Source organism: Pseudomonas sp. AD21 (assembly GCF_002878485.1).
Taxonomy (GTDB): domain Bacteria; phylum Pseudomonadota; class Gammaproteobacteria; order Pseudomonadales; family Pseudomonadaceae; genus Aquipseudomonas.
Map to the genome: position 1 here is coordinate 47,994 of NZ_NQYG01000038.1, position 6,143 is coordinate 54,136.

The window sequence follows — 6,143 nt, forward strand, 5'->3', positions numbered from 1 at the left end:
GCTTGGCCATCCATTAATTAACGCGGATTACTCGAAATCGATTAACACGGTGCAGTCGGATGTGCCCTTGATATTAAGCTCACGATTTCGCTTGTCGACACCTTTGAAATTAAAAGAGAGTTTGTAATTCACTTTATCGAAACTGACTACTGCGCTCTCAATCGTGATGGAGCCACTTTTCGCATCATAGTTGTGAGATCTGATGTCACCTGGGCGGGTACTGGTTTCGAAGTAATAGGCATTAAGGAAAGGAAAGTTCGAATCGGTAACAGTATAGGTGCCAGGTTTGATGTTTTTATCGAATACCAGTACCAGGCCTTTTTTGCATCCTCGTGAGTAGTCCGAAGCATTCGCACGAGTCACCAGCGCGATATTGTCGCTCCCGCAAGGGTCAGGTTCGTACGCAACAATCTGGCTCTCAAATTTTACTCGACCAGAAATTGTGGCAATTGTTTCCGCGCTAACAGTGATGAAAGGATCCGCAGAGTTGGCAGAAATTGCGTTATTGCTTTTAAAGAAAGTCATGGTGGTCTTCCTTGTATGAAAATGGATGGTAAGTAAAGCCATTTGCATATTAGGTAGGCATAAAAAATTAACTACTGTCAGTTCTAACAGTCTCTTATATTGTTTTGGTATGAGGCTCGGCTTGATTTTGTGAGTTTGGCGATTTATTCATCTTTATTGAATGCGGAGGCGGTAATACCCCACTGTCCCAACCAATAACTGATGATGATCACGTAAGGCGCCGCGTGGAATGGCGATACGAAACGATCAATGCCGATCACACTGTCCGAAAACACAAACGCCAGTGCACCCGCCGCCGCCAGCAACGCCGAGCGCTTTGGCACGTCAGTGCCGAGGCGGGCGAGGGCACGCCAGAGCATCGCACTGATCGCCGTGCCATAGACGACCACCGGCACAAGCAACGGCCCCAGGCCACTGGAAATCAAAATTCCCAGCAGCACCGCGCCGACGCCGAGCGCGAGCACCAGCGGCAAGAGCGCCAGCCGTTTGCAGTCGCTGAGGTAAGCCTTGAGGTACGCCAGATGCGCGACCAGAAACGCACCGAGGCCAAACACAAACAAATCCCCCGGCCACGCCAGTAACACGTCACCGAGCAAAGAGAAAATCAGCCCCAGACTGATCCAGCGCCGATAGTCGCTGGGTGGCGCGTCGTGCAGCCAGCCGAGTAGCGCCAGCACCGGTAACGGTTTGACCAACAGGCACAGCAGCGCCGCATGGGTGCTCACACCGTAGAGAAACGTCACCGCGCCCATCAGCGCCAGAATCAGCCAGCCCACGATCAGTTCACCGAGATCGCGCAGTCAAAGGTTTCTGCCGGTTCAACTTCCGGCTCCCATGGCTGCTGCGAAGTCAGGCGCAGGCGGCCAGTACCCGTAGCGAAGGCTTGAAAACGCCAAGTGGAAAAACCGCCTGCGCCGACCATGCCGGAATCTTTCGGGCTGCTGTAAACCTCGGGGCTGAGTGCGTGCAACCCGCCGCCCGCCGAATCCTGAATCGCCCAGCGATAACCGGTGGTGGGATTGCTCGGCAGCATCACGATCAGGTTTTGCCCATTGGTCAGCCGCACGGGGCATTCGCTCTGTTTTTCCACAGTCACGTTCTGTTTTGGCGGCGTGGCGCAGGCGGCCAGCAGAGAGAGGGCGAGGGGGACAAACAGGCGAGTGGGGGACATAAGGTCAGCGGCTCCGACGTTGGCGACGAACGGCGAGCATAACTGAAGATGAGACAAAGTGTGTCTCGAGGATGCCGCTGATGACCAAGGGGAACGGCTTAACCCGTGGTTGACGGGAAAACCGTTCGAGCGCGGCGACGGTCAATCCCAGGCCAGGTAAATATCAAAGTCGGCTTTGATGTACAGGATCGCGCCAGTGGGGGTTCTGGTTTTTATAGATAGTTGCTTCGAGACGTAACGACGTTCATCGATGACTTCAAGCTCCAGTGCGGCTTCAAGGATTTCCAGGTTCCCATATATATATCTATTGCCTACCCTTCGAATTTCACTGTATTGCAGGTGGGTGATCGGACTGAGCGGACCTGGATAATGATAGGTGCCCGAGGTAATTCCTTTTTTCAAATGAATTTCAAGTCCGCGTTCGTCGCTGGTTCTGTCAATATCCTGGAAGCGGGTTCCGCTGCGGCTATGAAAGTTAATGTCAGGTGTCATAAATGACGAGTCATAGCTCAGGCTTGCAGAATGGTAGGGGGCTCTTGCAGTAGACGTTTCGCCAGGATCGGTGAAAAACCTTGCGTTGAATTCTCCCGTTATGTTTTCTGGCATTGCCACTGATGTGTTGTCGTTCCGAAGGGAAGCGGCAGATGCCCCCTGTTGTTCCGCAGAACTGTTGGAAAAGTGCAGTACAACGTCGAAGTTGGAGTTTATTTCCAGGGTTTCTCCGTTAATCAGGACTTCGAATTTTAGAAACCCGGAATAACGTCGTCTGTCCTGCGTGATGCTCAGTTCAAGTTCTGCTTTGGTGGCTGTGTAGGTCTGGGTGTGGTAGCTGGTGCCAACCTTTTGCACTTCACTGTAAGTCACATTGTTTATCGCACTGTCCTCACGGAATATGTAGGTGCCGGGTTCGAGGTCTGATTTAAGAACAATCCGAATGCTTCGATCATCATTGGTTACGGATTGTTGTATCAAGGTTTCACCGGAGTGGCAGTTGAATTCCAGAAATTCTGCTATGTTGCCCAGTGAGCTTCTGATTGTTTGAGAGTGAAAGGGGAACCGCGCTTCGCCCGCAATGGTTTTGCTGGTAAATGTCGCTTTGAATTCTCCGGAGAGATTCTGCAAGACGCCTGCACGAACTACGTTCTGGTTTGCCATCAGGGTGCTCACTGGTAAAAAGCCAATTGAGCATGAAGTATCGTCAGGGTGTATGAGAGAAGATACTGTCAGAGTTGACAGTTCTTTAGGCCGTTATGTGCTATCGGATTCTATTTTAAAAATAAAAATATAAAAACGCTGCGGTTATTGGCCCGCAGCGTTTTTAAGGGGCGGTTAGAACAGTACTTTCGCCACGTCAGCGAATTTCTTCGCGAAGTGCACGGTAATGCCTTCCTTCAAGTAGTCCGGCAATTCCTCGAAATTGCCACGGTTCGGCTCCGGCAAAATCAACTCGAAAATCTTCTGCCTCCGTGCCGCAATCACCTTCTCACGCACCCCGCCAATCGGCAGGACGTGCCCGGTCAGGGTCAATTCGCCGGTCATTGCCACGCCTTTTTTCGGTGGCTGATTGCGCGCGAGCGAGAGCAGGGCGCTGGCCATGGTCACGCCGGCACTTGGCCCGTCTTTCGGGGTCGCGCCTTCCGGCACGTGCAGGTGGACGAAGGCTTCGTCGAAGAACTTCGGATCACCGCCGAATGCCTTCAGGTGCGAGCTGACGTAGCTGTAGGCGATCTCCGCCGACTCTTTCATCACATCGCCCAGTTGCCCGGTGAGTTTGAAGCCGCGATTGAGCGTATGGATCCGCGTCGCTTCGATCGGCAGGGTCGCGCCGCCCATGCTGGTCCACGCCAGACCGGTGATCACGCCGGTGCCGGACAGCACCTGTTCGTTGCGGAATACCGGATGGCCCAGCGAGGCTTCGAGGTCTTTCGGGCCGAGCTTGATCACTGCTTTCGGGTCGTCGATCAGCTTCATCACCGCCTTGCGCACCAGTTTGCCCATCTGTTTTTCCAGCTGGCGCACCCCGGCTTCACGGGCGTAACCGTCGATCAAGGCCTTGAGCGCGCTGTCGCTGATGCTCAGGCTGCCCTTGGACACGCCGGCCTTTTCCAGCAGTTTCGGCCACAGGTGACGCTTGGCGATGGCGACTTTTTCTTCGGTGATGTAGCCCGACAGGCGAATCACTTCCATGCGGTCCAGCAACGGCCCGGGAATCGAATCCAGGGTGTTGGCGGTGCACACGAACAGGACTTTCGACAGGTCCATGCGCAGGTCGAGATAGTGGTCGAGGAATTCGACGTTCTGTTCCGGATCGAGGGTTTCCAGCAGCGCCGAGGCCGGGTCGCCCTGGTAGCTCTGGCCCATCTTGTCGATTTCGTCGAGCATGATCACCGGGTTCATCACTTCGACGTCTTTCAACGCCTGCACCAGTTTGCCCGGTTGCGCGCCGATGTAGGTGCGACGGTGGCCCTTGATCTCGGCTTCGTCGCGCATGCCGCCGAGGCTGAAGCGGTAGAACGGCCGGCCGAGGGATTCGGCGATGGATTTGCCGACGCTGGTTTTACCCACGCCCGGCGGGCCGACCAGCAGCACGATGGAACCGCTGATTTCGCCTTTGTAGGCACCGACCGCGAGGAACTCGAGGATGCGGTCCTTGATGTCGTCCAGGCCCGCGTGGTGTTTGTCGAGCACCTTGCGCGCGTGCTTGAGGTCGAGTTTGTCCTCGCCATACACGCCCCACGGCACCGACGTCGCCCAGTCGAGGTAGTTGCGGGTGACCGCGTACTCCGGCGAACCGGTCTCGAGGATCGACAGCTTGTTCATTTCCTCTTCGAGGCGTTTTTGCACCTGCGCCGGCAGGACTTTGCCTTCGAGGCGCTGTTCGAACTGTTCGAGGTCGGCGCTACGGTCGTCCTTGGTCAGGCCGAGTTCCTGCTGGATGACCTTGAGTTGTTCCTTGAGGAAGAACTCGCGCTGATGCTCGCCGATCTTGCGGTTAACTTCCGCCGAAATCTCTTTTTGCAGGCGTGCGACTTCGACTTCCTTGCGCAGCATCGGCAGGACTTTTTCCATGCGCTTGAGCATCGGCACGCAGTCGAGCACTTCCTGCAGCTCGGGGCCGGTGGCCGAAGTGAGGGCGGCGGCGAAGTCGGTCAGCGGCGACGGGTCGTTGGGGCTGAAGCGGTTGAGGTAGTTCTTCAGCTCTTCGCTGTACAGCGGGTTGAGCGGCAGCAGTTCCTTGATCGCGTTGATCAGCGCCATGCCGTAGGCCTTGACCTCGTCGGTCGGCTCGGTCGGCTGGTGCGGGTATTCGACTTCCACCAGATACGGCGGGCGATGGTGTTTGAGCCAGGTCTTGATGCGCACACGGCTCAGGCCTTGGGCGACGAACTGCAGTTTGCCGTTTTCGCGGCTGGCGTGATGGACTTTGACCAGCGTGCCGTATTCGGGGAGGGCGCCGGTGTTGAAGTGGCGCGGGTCTTCCTGGGGCGTGTCCATGAAGAACAGGGCCAGGGAGTGGTGGTCGGATTTGCTGACCAGATCCAGGGTCTCGGCCCAGGGTTCTTCATTGACGATGACCGGCAGCACTTGGGCCGGGAAGAACGGGCGGTTGTGGATCGGGATGACGTAGACCTTGTCCGGCAGGTTCTGGCCGGGCAGGGCGAGGTCTTTGCCGGAGGAGGTGTGTTCGATGTGTTCGGCTTCGGTGTAGTCGTCTGGGTTGTCCGGGAATTCTTGCTGGTCGCTCATGGGGCACCTGCGCAATGGGGTATGGGTCTTAGATGGGGCAGGGTTTGGGTGGTTTCAATGGGAGGGGATGTTTCTGCTTGTGTGTTCAGGGTTTTGACAGGGTTCACGCTTTTGACTTGGCGGCCTTTGGGCCGACCATGTTCTTGGGGTTTTGGGGGTATATCCGTTGGTTCGGGGGTTGCGGCTGGCGGGTTCGCTTTTACAGCGAGTCACTTTTTCAGACGCCAAAAAGTAACCAAAACGCTGGGCCCCGGCGTACGGCCCTCGCTTAGGCTCGGGTTCCTTCGTTGCGGGGTTCATCCGGGGGCATCGCCTCCGGTTTGCTTCGCTGCACCTCCTCTCGATGTGTTTGGCTTCGCCAAACGGTCGCTGCGCTCCCACCCCCGGATGAATCCCTCCACTCAGCCTGCCGATGGGGCCTGCAGATCAAGAGCTGCAGCCGAGCTTGCGCTCATCCTGTTGAGTGGGGCGGCTGCGCCGCGTGCGATGCACACAGTTCAAAATTGTGGGAGCCAGCCAGCCTGCTGGCGATGGCGGCCTGACAGCCGACCACTCTCCAACTGCCTGCACCCCATCCCACTGTGGGAGCGGGCTTGCTCGCGAAGGCGACCAGACAGCCGACCACTCTCCAACTGCCTGCACCCAATCCCACTGTGGGAGATTCTATGGTTCATGCCTAGCCCCTAAACGGCTTTAGGTG

At 56.5% G+C, this 6,143-nt stretch carries 5 protein-coding genes; all 5 read right to left on the reverse strand.

Annotation, left to right across the window (positions count from 1 at the left end):
- Window positions 1–27: 27 nt before the first annotated feature.
- The gene (locus tag PseAD21_RS20260) at window positions 28–525 is read right to left on the reverse strand and encodes a hypothetical protein (protein WP_102357352.1); all 498 of its coding nucleotides are present in this window, start codon (window positions 523–525) and stop codon (window positions 28–30) included.
- Window positions 526–668: 143 nt separating this feature from the next.
- Window positions 669–1,301: a lysoplasmalogenase gene (locus PseAD21_RS20265; protein WP_178082148.1), complete on the reverse strand. Its 633-nt coding sequence runs from the start codon at window positions 1,299–1,301 to the stop codon at window positions 669–671.
- A 2-nt stretch (window positions 1,302–1,303) separates the two neighbouring features.
- Window positions 1,304–1,696 carry a protease inhibitor I42 family protein gene (locus PseAD21_RS20270; RefSeq protein ID WP_102357355.1) on the reverse strand — a complete coding sequence of 131 codons (393 nt, stop codon included), beginning with the start codon at window positions 1,694–1,696 and terminating at the stop codon, window positions 1,304–1,306.
- A 141-nt stretch (window positions 1,697–1,837) separates the two neighbouring features.
- Window positions 1,838–2,851 carry a hypothetical protein gene (locus PseAD21_RS20275; protein WP_102357357.1) on the reverse strand — a complete coding sequence of 338 codons (1,014 nt, stop codon included), beginning with the start codon at window positions 2,849–2,851 and terminating at the stop codon, window positions 1,838–1,840.
- 174 nt (window positions 2,852–3,025) lie between these two features.
- The gene (gene lon / locus PseAD21_RS20280) at window positions 3,026–5,443 is read right to left on the reverse strand and encodes an endopeptidase La (RefSeq protein ID WP_102357358.1); all 2,418 of its coding nucleotides are present in this window, start codon (window positions 5,441–5,443) and stop codon (window positions 3,026–3,028) included.
- Window positions 5,444–6,143: the final 700 nt, after the last annotated feature.